This window comes from Paenibacillus sp. FSL P4-0338 (assembly GCF_038002365.1).
Taxonomy (GTDB): Bacteria; Bacillota; Bacilli; order Paenibacillales; family Paenibacillaceae; genus Paenibacillus_AQ.
This window is the reverse complement of sequence record NZ_JBBOCG010000002.1, coordinates 1,997,635-2,013,574: the sequence shown is the minus strand read 5'-3', so window position 1 is coordinate 2,013,574 and position 15,940 is coordinate 1,997,635. Positions and strand designations below refer to the sequence as shown.

The 15,940-nt window shown below is 55.7% G+C and carries 9 protein-coding genes and 1 other annotated feature; of the genes, 4 read left to right on the top strand and 5 right to left on the bottom strand.

The window, feature by feature from the left end; genetic code table 11:
• Positions 1-5 precede the first annotated feature (5 nt).
• The 5 genes from MKZ07_RS32695 to pheS all read right to left on the bottom strand — a co-directional run bounded on the left by MKZ07_RS32695 (position 6) and on the right by pheS (position 9,481).
• A complete protein-coding gene (locus MKZ07_RS32695) occupies positions 6-1,439 on the bottom strand; it encodes a sensor histidine kinase (RefSeq protein ID WP_036696696.1) in 1,434 nt (477 codons plus the stop codon).
• The gene (locus MKZ07_RS32690; RefSeq protein WP_036696838.1) at positions 1,436-2,425 is read right to left on the bottom strand and encodes a sugar-binding protein; all 990 of its coding nucleotides are present in this window, start codon (positions 2,423-2,425) and stop codon (positions 1,436-1,438) included. The genes MKZ07_RS32695 and MKZ07_RS32690 overlap by 4 nt, the downstream gene beginning before the upstream one ends.
• Before the next feature lie 556 nt (positions 2,426-2,981).
• Positions 2,982-5,447 (bottom strand): hypothetical protein, encoded by a 2,466-nt coding sequence (locus MKZ07_RS32685; RefSeq protein ID WP_341029647.1) that lies wholly within the window; start codon positions 5,445-5,447, stop codon positions 2,982-2,984.
• Between the two features lie 204 nt (positions 5,448-5,651).
• Positions 5,652-8,096 (bottom strand): phenylalanine--tRNA ligase subunit beta, encoded by a 2,445-nt coding sequence (pheT, locus tag MKZ07_RS32680; protein WP_036696693.1) that lies wholly within the window; start codon positions 8,094-8,096, stop codon positions 5,652-5,654.
• A gap of 350 nt (positions 8,097-8,446) precedes the next feature.
• On the bottom strand, positions 8,447-9,481 hold the full coding sequence (pheS, locus tag MKZ07_RS32675) for a phenylalanine--tRNA ligase subunit alpha (RefSeq protein ID WP_036696692.1): 1,035 nt from the start codon (positions 9,479-9,481) through the stop codon (positions 8,447-8,449).
• Between the two features lie 59 nt (positions 9,482-9,540).
• Positions 9,541-9,829, bottom strand: a binding site (T-box leader).
• 209 nt (positions 9,830-10,038) lie between these two features.
• Here pheS and MKZ07_RS32670 point away from each other — a divergent pair.
• From MKZ07_RS32670 to MKZ07_RS32655, 4 genes are read left to right on the top strand one after another with little or no spacing between them, the layout of a single operon-like run.
• A complete protein-coding gene (locus MKZ07_RS32670; protein ID WP_341029642.1) occupies positions 10,039-12,585 on the top strand; it encodes a hypothetical protein in 2,547 nt (848 codons plus the stop codon).
• On the top strand, positions 12,582-14,066 hold the full coding sequence (locus MKZ07_RS32665) for an efflux RND transporter periplasmic adaptor subunit (protein WP_341029640.1): 1,485 nt from the start codon (positions 12,582-12,584) through the stop codon (positions 14,064-14,066). The genes MKZ07_RS32670 and MKZ07_RS32665 overlap by 4 nt, the downstream gene beginning before the upstream one ends.
• Positions 14,063-14,764 (top strand): ABC transporter ATP-binding protein, encoded by a 702-nt coding sequence (locus tag MKZ07_RS32660; protein ID WP_036696690.1) that lies wholly within the window; start codon positions 14,063-14,065, stop codon positions 14,762-14,764. Before MKZ07_RS32665 ends, MKZ07_RS32660 begins: the two co-directional genes overlap by 4 nt.
• Positions 14,761-15,933, top strand: coding sequence for an ABC transporter permease (locus tag MKZ07_RS32655; RefSeq protein WP_341029638.1), 1,173 nt, complete (start codon positions 14,761-14,763; stop codon positions 15,931-15,933). The genes MKZ07_RS32660 and MKZ07_RS32655 overlap by 4 nt, the downstream gene beginning before the upstream one ends.
• The last annotated feature ends 7 nt before the right edge of the window (positions 15,934-15,940 follow it).

Here is a 15,940-nt window from a genome sequence, read left to right as displayed (position 1 = left end):
TGCCTCTAGGCCGAGGTCCGGAAGGGCAGCCGGAACAGCACCGCCGTCCCCTGCCCTTCACTGCTGTTGATCTCGATGAGCTGCTGGCCGTCGAAGAATAAATGCAGTCTTTTAAAAACATTATGTGTCCCAAGCCCGGTAGACTGGCCCTTCCCGCTGGAATGCGGCGCCTCCTGCTGAGTCGAGCCCATCAGCCGGGCTACCGTCTCGCGGTTCATGCCCGCCCCGTTATCACTGATCACAATCTCCACCTGCCCGCTGCGGTAACGGATCGATAGCGTAAGTATAGCCCCCTCCTCCATCTGCTCCAGACCATGAACGAAGGCATTCTCGAAGATCGGCTGCAGCGTCAGACACGGCACCATCCCGTCCATCGCCTCCTCATCAATCTCCATCTCAAAAGCAATCCGGTCCCGGAAGCGGGCCCGCTGGATGTTGATATACTCATTCACATGCTCGACCTCCTCGCGCAGCGGAACGGCCTGGTCCAGCTTTTGCAGATTATAGCGGAGCATACGCGAGACCGACACGGTCAGATCACTGGTTCTCGCCGCCCCTTCCAGATACGCAAGCTTGGCGATGGAATTCAGTGTGTTGAACAGGAAATGCGGATTGATCTGGCTCTGCAGCATTTTCAGCTCCAGCTCCTTGACCAGCCGGTCCTTCTCCGCACTCTGAATGTTCTCCTTCATCAGCTCCTGGATATTATCAATCATCCCGTTAAAAGCGCGGCACAGTATGCTGATCTCATCGTTATTGACGCTCTCCGGCGCCTTGGTATCCATCCGTCCCTTCGAGATCTGCTTGGCCGTTGCCACCAGGCGGCGGATCGGTCCGGTAATGCTGCTGGACAGCCAGACCGCCATACAGATACTAAGCAGCGCCGCAGTAATCACCAGCAGACTGCCCATCCGGTTCAGCTTCGCTGTCGTGGACATGATCTCCGCGTAGATCGGCTTATATTGGTCCAGCTCCAGATCAACCAGCTCCTGAGCCTCCTCGCGGATGAACCGCTGCGTCTGCTCCGCTCCGATATAGGCACCTGCCAGCGAATTCGCATCCTGTCCGTCAATCTCCGTAATCATCTGACCCGCCTGCTCCACAAAAGTATCAATAAGGTGGCTGTAGTTCATCAGCGGAAGGCCGCTGCCCCCGATGGTATTCATTCCGTCCAGCCTGCTGCGCAGCTCCAGCACCGCGCCCAGATGCCTTTCCACCTCCGGGAAGCTGTCCGTATCCACCTGCATAATGAAGCGGTTCAAGGAGCGCATATTCTCGCCGACCTCATAGGATACCTCCTTATACAGCATGATCCGGTTCATCATCAGATGGTAGCTCTCCTGCACATTCTTCCCGCTCTGGAACAGTACGAAGGAGACCGAGCTCATCAGCAGCACCAGCAGCGGAATGCAGATCAGCAGCTTCAATCGGATACTCATAGGCTCTCCCCCTCCTGCACATTGGTCTTATCCAGTACCTTCACACCGGTATAGTACCGGAGCTGTAATTCGGCACCATTAAAATGCTCATGGAGCAGCCGGACTGCCATATTCCCCATCAGGTAGGGCTGCTGTGCCACAGTCGCTGTGATCGCTCCCCGGCTGATGGCATCCAGCGTCTCCGCCTGGTTATCGAAGCCGATGATGGTCAGCGGACCGCGCTTCAGGCTCCTCGATGCCTGCAGAACACCGAGCGCGTCCGTTGAACTGGTGCCGACCATCACATCGATCTCCGGATGGTAGCGCAGCATATCTGCCGCCTGCTGGATTGCCTCCATATGCGAGATGTTGGAGCTGCGGACATCGACAATCTCCATGCCGCTATAGTCCTTCACGATATTCTTCAGCCCGTCCAGGCGCTGAAGCTGGTTCTTGGCCAGCTCGCTGCCGATGATCACACCTATTTTGCCCTTTCCGCCAGTCGTCTTCACTACCATGCGCCCCAGCGTCTCACCAGCAGCTACATTGTCGGTCCCCACATAGGCCAGTCTCCGGCTGGCCGGAGCATCCGTGTCAATCGTGATCACCGGAATCCCCCGGTTCACCGCCTTATCAATCACCGGCGTGAACTTCTCGTCGTTGAGCCCCTGCACGATGATCGCATCCGCCTGGGCGGCAATCGCTTTTTCCAGCAGGCTGATCTGCTCCTCCATGTTGTTGCGCACCGGTCCCGTGAATTCGATCTCTATCCCGTATTTCGCTGCGGCCTCCGCCGCCCCCTTCTCGACCATCTCCCAGTACGGGTGGTACCGCTCCTGCTCGATCAGCACAATATGATATCCGGGCTTGTCCGGAATCGGCTCCCCGCTTAATTCCTTAACGATATTGCCCATCCGGGCAGAATGACGCGCGAAGCCTGTAAACAAATATGACAACAATATAAAAAGCACAACAACCCCAGCGCCGCTGACCCATTTCTTATCCATCCCGTTCACCTCAACCAACATCCTACCCCGGGTTGTAACCGGTTGCAATACTTATTATGTCAAAAGCTCTTGTTCTCTTCATTTGCTCATTTAACTAACTTCTGGCGGATTCAGGGGCACTTGTGCTCTTCATCATGAGCTGTTATCGTCAAGTGTTGCACATTTTGCAGGATTTCTAACGGATTGCAGCTTAAGAACGCCGAATGTTGCACATTTTGCAGGAACGTTACTGGTGGAGGGGTCATTGGCATTGAGATGTTGCATTCTAGGCAGGATTTCCCGCAATTAGCTGCTTCAGAGGTACGAATGTTGTATTTAGTGCAGGATTTGTGCAAGATGGTAGCCTAGCTATCTTCTCCACTCAACCCTTCCCATCGCCAACTTTCCTTCCATTTGAAATTACTTCTATCCATTACTTCACTCCAGCCAACTTTAGAACAGCAGCCCTCCCTTGCAGTCCCACTAAGGATGAATCCGTCCCCCGTCCCTGCACAGCAGAAAAAGCCGTTCTAAGCATTCCTGCTTACAACAGCTCTTCCTGTGATGCAACCGCCATTCAACTATCCTGTTCGATCAGTTGAATCCATTCATTATATTCACTCTGTAGCTTGGCATATTCCCCCTGCAGGCTGCGATGCTCCTGGGACAGCTTCTCCAGCTCTCCCTGCTGCAGCTCGAACTGGGCCTGAACCAGCCGCAGCTGGCCTTGGACCATCTCATAGCTCTCGCCGATCTCATCCAGCCGCTGCTCTGCTTCGGTGCGCGAGCGGCTGACTGATTCCGCCTGAGCCTCGGCTTCCCCGGCCTCCTGCTGCCAGATCTCAATCTCCTCGCGCAGCTGTGCTTCCTGCTCGTTCCATTGCTGCTCACGCTGCAGAAGCTCCTCATATTTCTGCTTCCAGGTAGCTTCATACTCCCGGGTCTCGCGGAGTGCTTCCTGCTGCTCCATCGCCGTAGCCGCAGCTTCACGGCCTGCCTCATACAGCTCTTCCAGACGCCGCGCAGCTTCCTCGCCTTCGGCTTCCAGCAGCTCGCAGCGTTCCTTCAGCTGCTCCCCGTCCTGCAGAATCTCGTCGTACTGGGCGATCAGCTCCTCGTAACGGCCGCGCAGCGCAGCCAGTTCCTTGCGGGCTGCCTGTGCCGCCTCCTGCTGAACGGCAAGCTCCTGCTCCGCTTCGGCACGAAGCCGCGCCTCTTGATCAAGCTGCTGAACCATGCCGTCTGCCTGTCCGCGAAGAGTCTCCACTTCGCGCTGCAAGGCTACCGACTTCTCCCCTTCTTCCAGAAGGTTCATCTCCAGCTCGCTGATATCCTCCATATGCTTGTTCGCACGCTCCTGCCAGGACGCCGCTTCCTCTGCCGTACGGTCGAATTCGACCTGTGTCCGGCTGAGCTGATCTGCTGTCTCCTGCAGCGATGTACGCAGTGCTGCCGCTTCTTCCTGCGTCAGCTCATAACGCTGGCGCAGCCCTCCCAGCTCATCGTTCAGCAGATTGCCCAGCTCCTTAGCCGTGTGCAACTCCTCCTGCGCTTCGCTTAGCTTGCCCTCTAGATCCCGCAGTTCGCTGCGGATCTCTACCGCCTCGCTCTGCGATGCCGCAACCTGCTTACGCAGCTCATCCAACTCTTCGTTTAGCAGGTTGCCCAACTCGCTCGCCGTGTGCAGCTCTTCCAGCGCAGCGCTTAGCTTGCCCTCTGCGTCCCGCAGTTCGCTGCGGAGCGTTTCCGCCTCGCTCTGCGCAGCTGCAACCTGCTGGCGCAGCCCTTCCACCTCTTCGTTCAGCAGGGTGCCCAGCTCGTTCGCCGTGTGCAGCTCTTCCAGCGCAACGCTTAGCTTGTCCTCTGCGTCCCGCAGCTTGCTGCGGAGCGCTTCCGCCTCGCTCTGCGAAGCCGCAGCCTGCTTGCGCACTTCCTCCAGCGCCGCACTCTGCTGCTCTCCTTGCTCAGCGGCAAGCTTAAGCTCCTCGCCGAGCTGCTCCTCCCGCTTCAGCACAGCTTCGTACTGCGCCAGCAGCGTCAGCCGCGCATCGCGTTCGCCCTTCAGCCCGGCCTCTGCCGCCCGCAGCCGGGACTGGAGCTGCCCGGTTCCGCCGCGCAGCTCACCAAGCTGCTTCTCCAGCTCCTGAAGCTGCTGCTTGTGCCGGTGCTCCTGCGTCCCCTGGGACTGCCGCAGCTCCTTGTTCTTGGCCAGCTCCTTCTCAAGCGCTTCCCGTTCCACGGTAAGCTCACTCGTAAGCGCAGCCTTGGTATCAGCCAGCTCCTTGCTAAGCGTGGAGCGGATCTCCACGATCTCGCTGCCCATCGTATCCCGCGTCTCATGCAGTTCCTGTTCCAGAGCAGACAACGTCTCTGTCTTCTCGCGGATCAGTGTCTCTCTCAGCTGCTCCAGTTCCTGCTGATGGGCAGACTTCATCTCTTCCAGCTGCTGCAGCCGTATGGCTTCTGCGGCTTCCAGCTCCTGACGCGCTGCCTCACGGCTTACAGCCTGCTCTGCTTCATGACCCTCACGCAGCGCCTTAAGCTCATCCTCGCGCACCTTCAGCTCCTGCACCAGGTGCTCACGGGCTGCGGCCGCCGCCTGCTTCTCTTCCTCCAGCAGCTGGGCATGCAGCTGCCTCTCCTGCTCCTGCTGCTCCAGATGCCTGGAGCGTTCTTCTTCAGCGGCAGCAATCAGCCGCGCCGCCTCTTCCTTCGTAGCCGCTTCCAGCTTCTCATATTCTTCCTGCTGTTCACGCTGCGCTTCCTGAAGGCGTGACACCTCCACGCGAAGCTCAGTGCGTTCACCGGTCAGCATATTCAGCTCATTCTTGAAATCCTGAACCTGGATTGCCTGCTCTGCCATATGTACAGCTGTAAGCACCGCAATCCGCGGCGTATCCAGTCTGGAATGTGATTTCGATATTGCACGCATATGCTCATCGACATGACGGGCGACCTGTTTCATATATTCTGTGCTGCTTCCGACAAGCTTGTAGGAAGTTCCGTATATCTCCACGGCGACACGGGTCCGGTCCATAGCCACAGTTGTGCCCTCCTTTGTATGTGTGCGGATTCTAAGTTGGTTTCTTTGCTCTTGCTCCTATTGTAGCGTGATTTCCTGACCTTTGGCAAAAGCACGCGTCCATTGCATTTATTTGCATGTTCTTCCGCACTTCACATGGGTACAGAAAAGCCGCAGCGAATCTCTGTTTCTAAATGGATTCGCTGCGGCTTTGCACAATTCCTGCTATTTTCTTAATTCTGCACCAAAAGTTTGTTCAAGCGCAGAGACCACTTTGTCATGCACTTCCACAACTTCTTCATCCGTCAGCGTATGCTCGGTATGGCGGTACAACAGTGACAGGGCAACACTCTTCTTGCCTGCCTCCATCTTGCCTCCTGTGTAGATATCGAATACCTGCACATTCTGCAGCAGAGTGCCGCCATGCTCACGGATCGCTGTGATCAGATCGCCTGCCGGAACTGCATCATCCACTACCACCGCAATGTCCCGTTCCATGCCCGGGAAGCGGTGAAGCTCGCTGTACTGCAGCTGAGCGCGCGCCTCATCATAGAGCGGCTGCAGCAGGACTTCAGATACATAGGTATCCTCCAGATCCATCCGGCGCTGCAGCTCGGGATGAAGCTGTCCCATCGAACCGATCTTCACGCGGCCCTCTGCCTGAAGCAGATAGATGGAAGCGGAGCGTCCCGGATGATAGCCTTCAGGCGCGTCCCCTTCATAGACTACGCGATCCGTAAGACCCAGATGCGCAAATACCGTCTCCAGCGCACCCTTAAGGTCGAAGAAGTCCACCGGCTCGGCAGTCACGTTCCACTGCTTGGCTGCACGCGTACCGCTCAGCAGCAGCCCCAGCACCGGCAGCTCGCTCGGCTGGCGGGTAAGTACTTCTTCCTCCGTGAAGAACACATTGCCGATTTCGAACAACGCCAGATCGCCTTGGCGGCGGTTCGTGTTGTAGAGCGCAATGTCCAGCAGCTGCGGCAGCAGGCTAGTACGCAGCACGCTCCGTTCCTCGCTCATCGGCATCGCCAGCTTCACTGACTGCTTGCCTTCCGCCAGCATAGGGAAGAGGTTGCTCTGCTCCGGCTGGATGAAGGAATAGCCCATAACCTCCTGATATCCGCCCAGCGAGAGCAGGCGGCGCAGCTCGCGGCGCAGAGATTGCTGTCTGGTAAGCGCGCCCGGCGTCGTAGTGCCTTCGATCAGGGTGGTCGGAATATTGTCGTAGCCGTACAAGCGGGCGATCTCTTCAATCAGATCCACATCCTGGGTGATATCGCCGCGCCGCGTCGGTACCTGGACCTCAATGATTCCCTGGGCGGCATCACCGCACTTGAAGTGCAGACGTCCGAACAGGGTTTTCACTTCCAGCAGCGACAGATCCGTGCCGAGATAGCGGTTCAGCTTCTCCAGCGATAATTGCAGCACCTTCTCCTGACCAAAGACGCTGCCGGCCTGAACAATCCCTTCATGCACCGTTCCACCGGCATACCGGGCAATCAGTGCAGCCGCACGGTTAAGCGCAGGGATGACCGCATTCGGATCGACTTCCTTCTCGAACCGCTGGGACGCTTCCGAGCGCAGACCAAGCTGACGCGAGGTCTTGCGTACCGTTCCGCCATCGAATTCGGCTGATTCCAGTACGATATTAACGGTGTCAGCGGTAACCTCTGTAGAGAGTCCGCCCATCACTCCAGCCAGGCCAATTGCGCCTGAACCATCGGCAATAACCAGCATCTGCGGCTCCAGCTTGCGCTCTTGTCCGTCAAGGGTAACGAGTCCTTCACCTTCACGGGCAAACCGTACACCGATGGTTCCGCCCTGGAGCTGCCCGCCGTCAAATGCATGCAGCGGCTGTCCATATTCCAGCATCACATAGTTGGTGATGTCTACGATATTGTTAATCGGACGTACCCCGGCTGCCATCAGGCGGTTCTGAATCCACAGCGGGGACGGCGCGGTCTTCACTCCGGCAATATAACGCACGGCATAATGACTGCAGAAAGCCTCGTCCTCAATTGTAACCGTGATGGAGTCCGCTGCCTTGCCGCCCGTTTCCACGAGCTCTGCCGCCGGATCAGCCAGCTTCAGCTCACGGCCCAGCACCGCGCTTACCTCATAAGCGGCACCGATCATGCTCAGGCAGTCGGAACGGTTCGGCGTCAGGTCGAAATCAAGGATTTCGTCATTCAGTCCGAGCACCTTGAGAATATCCTGGCCCACCTCGGTCTGCTCCGGCAGCACGAGAATGCCTTCCTGCAGCTCTTTGGGCAGCAGCTTGTCGTTCAGGCCCAGCTCTTTGGCCGAGCAGATCATCCCCTGCGACAGCACGCCGCGCAGCTTGGCTTTTTTGATCTCCAGGCCCGGCAGCTTGGCGCCCACCAGCGCGACCGGAACCTTCTGGCCCGCTGCGACATTCTTCGCTCCGCAGACGATCTGCAGATCCTCGCCCTGTCCCGCATCGACGATACAGATATTCAGCTTATCGGCGTCCGGGTGCTTTTCTTTGGATTTCACGTAGCCGGTCACAATCCCGGAAATCCCTTTGTTGCGGCGTTCTACTCCGTCAATCTCGATACCGGCGGTGGTGATTTTGTCCGCCAAGCTATCTGCGGTCACCCCTTCCAGCGATATATAATCGGCCAGCCAGGCGGTTGATACTTTCATAATCGCACACTTCCTTTTTGTTTCAGATGTATTGATCTCCATGCCGGCCTGCGCCGGGGCACGCAGAAGTCGAAGCAAAGGTCTGTGTGCTCCCTAGGTTACTTCGAAGCATCCTGCACTAGCAGAACCTCCAGAGAAGTTTTGGACTTCCGGCCGCTGTTAGGATTGAATTTCCTGATTACACTGCTGGCTGCAGTAGAAATTAAATCCTAAAGGCGGTCGCTACCGCTCCTCCAGTTCCAAAATTCCCCTCCGGCCCTTCTAATACAGTCTTTGATTCAAAGTAAACCAGCACCTCACTACCTTTTCTTACAAGCGTCCCTCGCGCCCCATACACACCCGCCAAATCCCTAAATACCCTTGAACTGCTTCACAAAACCCATATCATTCGTGTAGAAGTAACGGATGTCATCGATGCCGTATTTCAGCATCGCAATCCGTTCAGCGCCCATGCCGAACGCGAAGCCGCTGTAGACCTCAGGATCGTATCCGCCCATCCGCAGCACATTCGGGTGCACCATACCGGCGCCGAGAATCTCCAGCCAGCCGCTCTGCTTGCAGAGCCGGCAGCCTTCGCCGCCGCATTTGAAGCAGCTTACATCCACCTCAACGCTAGGCTCGGTGAACGGGAAGAAGCTTGGGCGCAGGCGGATGCCCGCGCTAGGACCGAACATCTCCTTCATGAACTGCTGCAGGGTACCCTTCAGGTCGCTCATGCGGATATTGCGTCCGATCACCAGACCTTCGATCTGATGGAACTGGAAGGAGTGGGTCGCATCGTCGTCATCACGGCGGAATACCTTGCCCGGACAGATAACCTTGACCGGAGTCTCCCCGTTCATCGCCTGCATGGTGCGGATCTGAACCGGCGAGGTCTGTGTGCGCATCAGAATGTCTTCCGTAATATAGAAGGAATCTTGCATATCGCGGGCTGGATGGTTCTTCGGAAGGTTAAGCGCCTCGAAGTTATAATAATCTGTCTCCACTTCCGGTCCTTCCGCCACCTTGTAGCCCATGCCGATGAAAATATCCTCGATCTCCTGAATCACCCGGCTGAGCGGATGAATCCCGCCCTGGGGCATGCCGCGGCCCGGCAGGGTTACATCGACCTTCTCTGCATTGAGACGGTTCTGCGTCTCCTGCTGCTCGAACAGCTCCTGCTTGGCGCCGATCACCTCTTCAATCGCGCTGCGCACCAGATTGGCCACCTGGCCGATCACCGGACGCTCCTCCGCGCTTAGTCCGCCCATACCGCGCAGAACCTCTGTCAGCTCGCCTTTTTTGCCAAGGTATTTGACGCGCAGGTCATTCAGAATCTGCGGATCGGATACCGCCTGCAGCTTCGTCAGTGCCTCAGCCTTCAGTGCTTCCAATTTGTCTTTCATGGCTTGTACTGCCCCCTCAAATCTCGTATTGTTCAACAAAAAAAGGCCTTTCCTCCCGGTAAAGGGACGAAAAGACCGTGGTACCACCCTTGTTAGACGGCCGTACGCTTCCCTTAAGAGCAATATTCCCTCTTTCGGTGCGGCAAAGACCTGTCTCACTTTATACAGAAATAACGGTCTGCGGCCGGTCCCCCCTACTAGCGCTCTTCAAGGAAGCCTTGAAGCACATTCAGGGAACTGCTCCGGAGTGAACTTCGGCAGCTCTGCTCTCTTAGAAACGCTCTCAATCTGCGGCGCTTCCTCCCTGTAAGCCAGGCACTGCGTACTCTTCTCCATCATTGCATGTATGCGGATTATAACCTCTGCACTTCGATCCTCCGCTTGGGAAGATATGCCCATCTATTATATGCAAAAACAGCCCGTTTGACAAGCCGCGCAAATTCCGCTTATTTTTTTAGCTTCTTTTAAGCTTCAGCGCGGTTTGACGGCTTTTTTTCAGCGGGCATTCAGTCAATGCTGATATTTTGCCTTATGAGATCATTCAAGGAGGAAATTACATGCTCACACGAAAAAAAGCATTTGTTCTGCTGCTGCTCAGCACATTTGCCGCAATTCAAACCGCAGGAAGCCCGGGAACCACGGCCTATGCTGCTTCATCCGGTTCAACGGCTGCCACAGCAGCAAGCGCGGTCACGGAAGTCTCTACACTTAACAGTCTAAGTGCGCTCAAGCTCGGTACCACGCTTCAAGTGAAGCTGAGCCATGTAGGGATTCAGAGCCAAACCGGCGGTAATATTCTCACCTACACGCTAACCTATTCCAATACTGCCGGCAGCAGCGTCAATCTGGCGGACTATTTCTCCAAAATTGTAACTGCGGGCGGCAGCGTAATTAAGGGAATTCCGGTCAGTGCAGACAGTACAGTCAAGAAAATCCCCGCAAAACAGAGCACCAGCCTTACATACTATGCGAATATTGGAACTGCCGCCTCTGTCAAAGGACTTAAAATCAACATATACGGCTGGAATTTCAGCGCCGCTAATTATGAACAGCGGATAGGCACGTTCACGGTCCCATCCAATTATTCTCTGTCCTCGCTTACAGGGGAGACCCGAAAGGTTGAACTCGGCGGTATTACAGCCGGCACCAAAGCCGAATCCGTGCAAATCTACAACTATAACGGCAAAGTCTATGCCAAGGTCGGGCTTAGCTTAACCAATCTGGGTACCAAAGTGCTTACAGATCCGGGCTACACCTTGTACCTGAAATCCTCGGGCGGCTCTGTCTTCACACTTACACTGGATGACAGCAGCTCCGCATTCAAGCTTCAGCCTCAGGAGAAGAAGACGCTCTATTATATGACCGAGATCCCCTCCTACATGAATCTCAGCAAGATGACGCTACAGATCGCTAAGCTGGATGAAGGACTCAAGCTGTACCTGCCTGTCTCTTCCTACGCGCTTCCGGCTGCGGTAACCGCAGATTTCACTGTAGCGGCGGGCTATACCAAAAAGGTCTCCATCGCCAGCAATATGGTGGACATGCAGCTGCTGAAGGCAACTGTGCATGCGGATAACGGGAACGGTGTGTGGAGCTATCAGTTCCGGGTGAAGAATACCGGCAGCACAGCGGTTACTTTGCCTGCTTATGAGCTTAACGTCCAGTCGGCGGAAGGCTATAGCTTCCCGGTGACGTCCACAGCCTTGAGCAGCCTGACCCTGAAGCCGCTGGAAGACAAGCTGATTGAGCTGAGTGCCAGTGTTCCGCTGGAGCTGGCTCAGGATTCGCTGGAGCTGCGCATGATTGCTCCTGCAACCAGCGCGGATAAGGTAACGCTGCCTGTGGCCTATTTCCGCATCCCTTATACGCCGGAGAGCCAGATTCATCTCGCCGCCGAGACCAGCGTAACCAATACCTACGGCACCTTCGCTGTCTCTCTGGACTCCCTGCTGCGTCTGCCTTGGGGCAGCGAGGATCTGGTACAGGCCAGAATGACGATACGCAATGCAACGTCCAAGACCATTACTTTGCCTGCTTTTACCGGAATACTCCTGGTGGATCAGAAGGATCTCAGTTCCTCTGCCCAGACTTATACGAACAACAGCTCTTCGGTCCTTGCCCCTGGTGCCAGCACTCAGATATCGGTTCAAGGTCGTATTCCATACACCCTGGATTTCAGACAAGTCAAGCTCATTCTCCAGGAGACCAAGGGTACAGAAGTATCGCAGTTCCTCTCTCTCAGCACAAGCGACAGTGCCGTTAAGAGTGTAGCTCCGCTAGCTGCAGGGGAAGCCTTCAAGATCACGGCCACCGGCAAACAAGCCACCGTGAAGGAACGCCTCACCCTCCTGTATAGAGGAACCGGCTCGAGCCTTGTGTACAGCGAAGTGGAAATGAACAGCGACGAAGTCCGGCAGGCAGATCTGGCCCGTCTGTACGCACAGTTCAGGACTGCTGACGGGCAATATTTTGAAGCAACCGCCAACCAGTCCGAGCTGTCAACCAGCCCTGAGGGCAAAACACTCGTCACCTTCTGGGCAAAAGTTCCGTCCGCTCTGGACACCGCAGATCTTCAGCTGTATATCAGCCAAGCAATTGCGGATGGCAAACTGACTGCCGCAGGAACGGCTGCGACGGGATACGTGAATACGGCAGCGCTGACACTGACACCGGCTGAGGTTACGCCTCTGATCACTCTGGCCTCCGTTCCGTTTTTCCCTTATACACTGGCAGTTACCAGCTCTACAGGGGAACTCACCAAGGGCGCAAGCAGCGTTGCTGTGACGTTCAATTACAATCTCAATCAGGATACTACCTACCAGACAGGCGCTTACCAGCATAAGCTCATCCTTCAGGTTATCGATCCTTATGGACAGTCTCATGAGAAAACTCTGACGCTTGGCACCGACTTGACTCTGGGAACAAACAACTCTTATTCTACGACCCTTACCAGCGTCCTGTTCAAAAATCTCAGCTCCGGCACCTACGCCCTTAAATTCTACGATGAATTCCAGGGAATACGGACGGAGCTCGCCAGCCAGGCCTATTCCCTTGAGGTTACCGCCAAAGCAGCCACATCTTCCACTGAAGGAGCCGCACAATGAACAAGAAGAAGATCATCATTATCGCTTCAGCCATAGTCCTCGTTGCTATTGCAGGGATCGCGGGCTATACGTTCTGGCCGGATCAGAACCGGCAGATCACTGCCGCTCCTCTGAACACGGCAGTTGCCAGTAAGGGAGATATCCTGGTGGGTGTCTCGGGTTCAGGTGCCGTATCGGCGATCAACAGCGAGAGCATCCGCACCAAAGAAGCCGGGAAGGTCGATACGGTCATGGTTAAGAAAGGCGATGTCGTTAAAAAAGGCGATGTGCTGATCACATTTGTCGCGGGCGATCTGGACGATAAGCTGAAGGAAGCCACGAAGTCACTGGAGAATCTCAAGACAGAGCTTGCGAATAAACAGGAGAGCTACAAGACGCTGGCTATGAATAACGCGACAGAGGAAGAGCTGGAGTCGGCAAAAAAAGCCATTGATAAGGCCAATAGCGATATCGTAGACCAGCAGGAATCCATCACTGCTATCCATGAAGATATGGCTCCGCCTGATCCGCTGACCGCTCCGATCGATGGAACGATCACTGCCGTGAATATTACGGCCGGCGAACAGGCCCAGAATGGTACAGAGCTGTTCACCATGACCGACTACGTGAACCTAAGTGTAACCGTTCAGGTAGACGAGCTGGATATCCCCAAAATCAAGCTGAATCAAGCCTCGACCATTACACTGGATGCCCTTGAGGATAAGTCTTTTACTGGTAAAGTTATAGATATCGCCAAAGAAGGAACCTCCTCTAATGGCGTCTCCTTGTTCAACGTCACTGTAGGATTAAATAACTCGGAGGGCGTGCTTATCGGCATGTCTGCGGAGGTGGCGGTTACGATCGAAGAGAAGAAAGATATTCTGACCGTTCCCATCGAAGCTGTCACGAAGATAAACGGGAAATCCTTCGTCAATGTGCCGGTGACCGGCGGAAATGAATCAGGCACCAAAACTTCTGGTAACGGAGCGGCTGGCTCCAAGTCTGCTGAGAGTGTCGCGGCTGACGGACAGGCTCCCGGCGGCCAAGGCGAAATCAGGCCGGAAGGAGAAGAAGGCCAGACCGGCGGCAGAGCTGCCCGCGGAAGCGGTCAAGGCGGCGGATACCCTCAAGGCGGCAGAGAAGCCCGGGGCGGAGCGTTTCCCGGCGGTGAATTCCCGGCCGGCGCCGGGTTCTCCGGCAGGGCAGCCGGAAGCCGGAGTGCCTCGGGCAATGCCGCCGGCACGCAGCGGGTGGCTGTGGAGACCGGTATCCACAATGAGAGCAGCATCGAAATCGTCAGCGGCTTAAGTGAAGGGGATGAAGTGATCCTCCCAACCGTGATTTCCTCAGGCCATACCACCTCTCCGCAGCAAGGCGGTATGGGCGGCGGAGGAATGACCGGAGGGAGCGGAGGCTTTCCCGGCGGGAGCGGTGGCGGCTTCTCCGGCGGAGGCAGCGGAGGCAGCAGGGGCGGTTTCTCCGGGGGCGGTGGCGGACGATGATCTCACCAGAACCGCTGATCCGGGTTGAGAATATGCAGCACAGCTTCACGATGGCCGGAGAATCGATGACGGTTCTGAGGAGCCTGAGCTTCACCATTGATCACGGTGAATTCGTTGCGATCATTGGCCCCTCAGGGTCAGGCAAGTCCACCCTGATGAACATGCTGGGCTGCCTCGATGTGGCGAATGAAGGCGATTATTTCCTGGACGGCCAGGAGATCCGCAGGCTGTCTGACAATAAGCTGGCTCAGATCCGCAACGAGAAGATCGGCTTCATATTTCAGAACTTCAATCTGCTGCCGAAATTATCAGCGGTAGAGAATGTGGAGCTGCCCTTGATCTACCGTGGAATGTCCCACAGGGAGCGAAGAGAAATTGCCCGCAATGCCCTGGTCCGGGTAGGCCTGGAGAGCAGAATGAATCACCGTCCCTCCGAGCTGTCCGGAGGCCAGCAGCAGCGAGTGGCTATTGCCCGTGCACTTGCCGGAACCCCCCCTATTCTGCTTGCCGATGAGCCAACCGGAGCCCTGGACTCTAAGACAGGCAAGGAGGTTCTGCAGATGATTAAGGAGCTTAACGAACAGGGACATACCATTATTCTGATCACGCATGACCTGGAGATTGCCGAGCAGGCCAAACGGGTGATCCGGATTCAAGACGGGGATCTTGTAGAGGATCGGAAGGTGGCACATTCATGATGCTGTACCAGAGTATGAAAATGGCCTTCAAAAGTATCCTGAGCAGCAAAATAAGAGCCTTTCTTACCATGCTGGGCATCATTATCGGGGTCTCCTCCGTCATTGCACTTGTCGCTGTGGGTCAGGGCACCACCTCACAGATTACAGAGTCCCTAAGCTCCCTGGGAACCAACCAGCTGACCGTCAACATTACGGGCCGCGGAGCCACCACTTCGCTAACCTACGAGGAGGCCCTGGCCTTGGGTGAGATTGAAGGGGTGGATAATGTATCCCCGATAATCTCCGGGAACGTTACCGCCAAGCACGGTACAGAGAACGTTTCCGTATCCGTTGAAGGCATTACACCTGCCTACGAAGAGGTCCAGGATTTCCATGTGCAATCCGGAAGATTCCTGCTTGAGATGGACACAGAATACCGGCAGAAGGTAGCGTTAATCGGATCAGATACAGCGGAGGATCTATTCGGTACAGATAATCCTGTAGGCCAAAAGGTACAGATCAACGGAAGCAGCTTCAAGATCGTCGGGCTGCTGGAGAGTAAAGGCTCCACCAGCGTCGGTTCGAGCGACGAGAAGCTGCTGATCCCCATCTCTACAGCCGAACGGTTCCTGCAGAGCAAGGGAGTCCGCTCCATTACGCTCACAACCACTTCCAATGACAATGTGGATAAGGTCAAAACCAAGCTGGAGGCCAGCCTTACAGCCAAATTCAGTGCAGCCGAGAATGCCTACTCTGTCTTTGATTCCCGTGAGATGCTGGAAACGGTGAATGAAACCAGCGCCACTCTGTCCATGGCCCTTGGCGGTATCGCCGGTATTTCGTTATTTGTAGGCGGAATAGGGATTATGAACATTATGATTGTCTCGGTCAATGAGCGAACCAGAGAGATAGGCATCCGCAAGGCCATTGGAGCCAAAAAAAAGAACATTATGATGCAGTTCATGATCGAGTCCATAGTCTTAAGCGGAACCGGGGGCCTGATCGGAGTCGCACTGGGACTTGGCGCCAGCTGGGCTGTCGGTAATTATACCTCCTTGAATGTGGCGCCCTCCTGGAATATGGTGCTGATCTCCTTTTCATTCTCCTTGATCATCGGCGTCCTCTTCGGAATGATTCCTGCAAGCAAGGCTGCAAGAATGCGCCCTATCTATGCGCTGCGCAACGAGTAGCATCCTC